Source organism: Kitasatospora sp. LaBMicrA B282 (assembly GCF_050325825.1).
Taxonomy (GTDB): Bacteria; Actinomycetota; Actinomycetes; order Streptomycetales; family Streptomycetaceae; genus Kitasatospora.
Map to the genome: position 1 here is coordinate 1 of NZ_JBNQTI010000323.1, position 3,496 is coordinate 3,496.

Annotated in this window: 2 protein-coding genes; both read left to right on the plus strand. The window is 78.4% G+C overall.

Annotated features, from left to right (window positions below; all coding sequences use genetic code 11):
- Positions 1-2,077, plus strand: a 2,077-nt coding sequence (locus ACQRUO_RS38980) for a KR domain-containing protein (RefSeq protein ID WP_428320927.1), incomplete at its 5' end; no start/stop codon positions are given.
- Positions 2,070-3,496, plus strand: a 1,427-nt coding sequence (locus ACQRUO_RS38985; RefSeq protein WP_428320928.1) for a beta-ketoacyl synthase N-terminal-like domain-containing protein, incomplete at its 3' end; no start/stop codon positions are given. The genes ACQRUO_RS38980 and ACQRUO_RS38985, both read left to right, overlap by 8 nt.

Below are 3,496 nucleotides of genomic sequence, written 5' to 3' on the forward strand. Positions count from 1 at the left end.
CGCGGTGGCCGCGCTGGTGGCCGCCGGGCTGCGGGCGGCCGGCGGGCGCTGCACGGTGGCCACGGCCGGCCCCGGCTTCGAGCGGACGGACGCGGCCGGCTACCGGGTACGCCCGGACCATCCGGCGGACCTGGCCCGGCTGCTGGACCGGCTGGCCGCGGACGGCCGGGCGCCGCAGGCCGTGCTGCACCTGGGCGCGCTGGCGGACGCCGACCACGAAGTGGCGAGCGTCGCGGAGTTGCTGGCGGCACAGCAGCACGGCACGGAGTCGCTGCTCGCGCTGGCCCGGGCGCTGGCCGAGCGGGGCGGCGGGGCGGGTGGCGGGTTGGGCGACGGCCCGGGCGACCGGCTGCCGCTGCTGTTCGCCACCGCCGGGGCGCGGCCGGTGCTGCCGACCGACCGGGGCGGCTACCGGCACGCGGCCGCGCTCGGGCTGCTGCGCACGCTGCGCGAGGAGCTGCCCTGGCTCGGCGCGGTCCACGTCGACCTGGCGGCGGACTCGGACGCCGAGCAGTCGGCCGCGGCGCTGCTGGCCGAGTTGGCGCTGCCGCCCGGCGAGCCGGAGGTCGCCTACCGGGCGGGGCTGCGCCACCTGCGCCGACTGGCGGCGCTGCCGGAGGCGGCGGAGGCGGCGGAGGCGGAGGTCGCGGAGACGGGGGCCACGGAGAGCGCCGAGCGCCCCGGGTTCGTGCTGATCAGCGGGGGCCTGGGCGGGGTCGGCAGCGAGCTGGCCGCCCACCTGTTGCGGACCCCGGGCACCCGGCTGTTGCTGGTCGGCCGCACCCCGCTGCCCGAACCACCGGGCGCGGCGGGCGCGGCGGATACGCCAGGCGCGGCGGGTACGCCGAGTACGCCGGGCAGCGAGCGCCTCGCCGCCTTCCAGCGGCTGCGCGCGCTGGGCGAGGTGCGCTACGAGGCGGCCGACGTCACCGACCCCGCGCAGCTGCAGGCTGCGGTGGACAAGGCCCGTGACGCCTGGTCGGTGCCGCTGACCGGGGTGCTGCACCTGGCCGGCGAGCGGGACGAGGCACCGGTCACCGCGCTGGACCCGACCCGCTGGCGGGCCGCGCTGGCGGCCAAGCTGGCCGGCGGCTGGGTGCTGCACCGACTGGCCGCCGAGCAGGGCGCCGCGTTCACCGCCTTCTCCTCGGTCAACGGCTTCTTCGGCGGCTCGATGAACGCGGCCTACGCGGCCGGCTGCGCCTTCCTGGACGCGCTCGCCGAGCACGGCACCCGGGCCGGCCGGCCGGTGCGCAGCCTGGCCTGGAGCGCCTGGCGCGGCCGTGGGATGAGCGAGGGCTACCAGTTGGCCGCGCTCACCGAGGCGCGCGGCTACCGGGCGCTGGACCCGGTGGCCGCCCTGCGCTCGTACGACCTGGCCGCCCGGTTCACCGAGCCGCACCTGCTGATCGGCGCCGACCGCACCGCGCCCTGGGTGCGGTCCCACCTGGCCGGCCCGCTCCGGGCGGTGCAGCGGCTGGCCGGGCGGGTGGTGCTGGCGGACGGCGCCGACCTGGGCGCGGTGGCCGCGGCCGCCACCTCCGCGGCCCGGACGCTGGGCGTGGCGGACCACTGGGTGCTGCGGGCGGCGGGCTCCGCCGAGCCGGGTGCCGGTGGGGCTGCGGCCGGTGGGGCGGGCGACGCCGACCGGCTGGAGGAGACCATCGCCGGGCTGTGGGCCGGGGTACTGGGCCGCGAGCGGGTCGGGCGGGAGGAGAACTTCTTCGACCTGGGCGGCAGTTCGCTGCTGCTGGTGGCGGCCCAGGCCGCGGTGAACGAGGCGTTGGGCTGCGAGCTGACCGTGGTGGACCTGTTCGGCCACCCGACGGTGCGCGGGCTGGCCCGGCACCTCGGCGCGGCTGGCGTGCGGGCCGGCGACGGCCTACCCGGCGGCCCGGACGACGTGCCCGACGGCACGGGCGCTGCGCCCGGTGCAGCGAGCGAGCAGCCGACCGACGAACCGGCCACCGGGGCCCAGTCCGTGCTGGACCGGGCCCGCCGACAGGCGCAGCGCCGGCGGGCCGCGCAGGCCGCCCGCCGCACCACCGCGGAGCAGAAGGGCGACCACCATGGCTGACCAGCCGCTGACCACCGACGAGGAGCCGCCGCTGATCGCAGTGATCGGCATGGCCGCCCGGTTCCCCGGCGCCGACGACCTGGCGCACTTCTGGGCGAACCTGATCGCCGGCCGGGACTCGGTGCGCCAGGTCGGGGACGAGGAGTTCCTGGCCGCCGGCGGCGACCCGGCCGACCTGGCCGACCCCGACCTGGTGCGCGCGGTGTCGGTGCTGTCGGGCATCGACCGGTTCGACGCCGCGTTCTTCGGCTACAGCCCGACCGAGGCGGCCGTGGTCGACCCGCAGCAGCGCCTGCTGCTGGAGACCGCCTACCACGCGGTGGAGGACGCCGGGTACGCCGGCGGCTTCGGCGACCGGCAGGTGGGGGTGTACGCGGGCGCCGGCGACAGCCGGTACTACCCGGCGCACCTGCACCCGCAGTACGCCGGCCGGCCCGGCTCGGTGGCCCTGGTGCACGCGGCGACCAGCAACTCGCTGGGCACCCTCGCCACCCGGATCTCCTACGAGCTGGGCCTGACCGGGCCGAGCCTGTCCCTGCAGACCGCCTGCTCCACCGCGCTGGTGGCGGTCCACCAGGCCTGCCAGGACCTGATCGACTACCGCTGCGACACCGCGCTGGCCGGCGCCGTCTCGGTCAACCCCGGGGCACTGCTGGGCTACCGCTACGTGCCGGGCGGCCCGTTCTCGCCGGACGGGCGCTGCCGGGCCTTCGCCGCCGACGCGGCCGGCACCGCCTCCGGCGACGGGGTGGGCGTGGTGGTGCTCAAGCGGCTGGAGGACGCGCTCGCCGACGGGGACCGGATCCGCGCCGTGGTCCGCGGCTCGGCGGTCAACAACGACGGCCGCCGCAAGGTCGGGTTCACCGCGCCCAGCCCGGCCGGGCAGACCGAGGCGATCCTGGCCGCGCAGTTCGCCGCCGGCATCGGTGCGGACACCATCGGCCTGGTGGAGGCGCACGGCACCGCCACCGCGATGGGCGACCCGATCGAGGTCGCGGCGCTCACCGAGGCGTTCCGGCACAGCACCGACCGGACCGGCTACTGCGCGCTGGGCTCGGTGAAGACCAACATCGGGCACCTGGGCGCCGCGGCCGGCATCGCCGGCTTCGTCAAGGCCGTGCTGGCCCTGGAGCACCGGCGGATCCCGCCCAGCCTGCACTTCGACCGTCCCAACCCGATGATCGACTTCGCCGCCACCCCCTTCCGGGTCGCCACCGAACCGGCCGCCTGGCCCGCCGCCGCGCACCCGCGCCGGGCCGCGGTGAGCGCCTTCGGCGTCGGCGGCACCAATGCGCACGTGGTGCTGGAGGAGGCGCCCGCCGCTGCCGCGGACGCCCGGCCCGCCGAGCGGCCGCGCTGGCGGGTGCTGCCGCTCTCCGCCCGAACCCCGGGCGCGCTGCGCGGCAAGGAGGTCGGAAG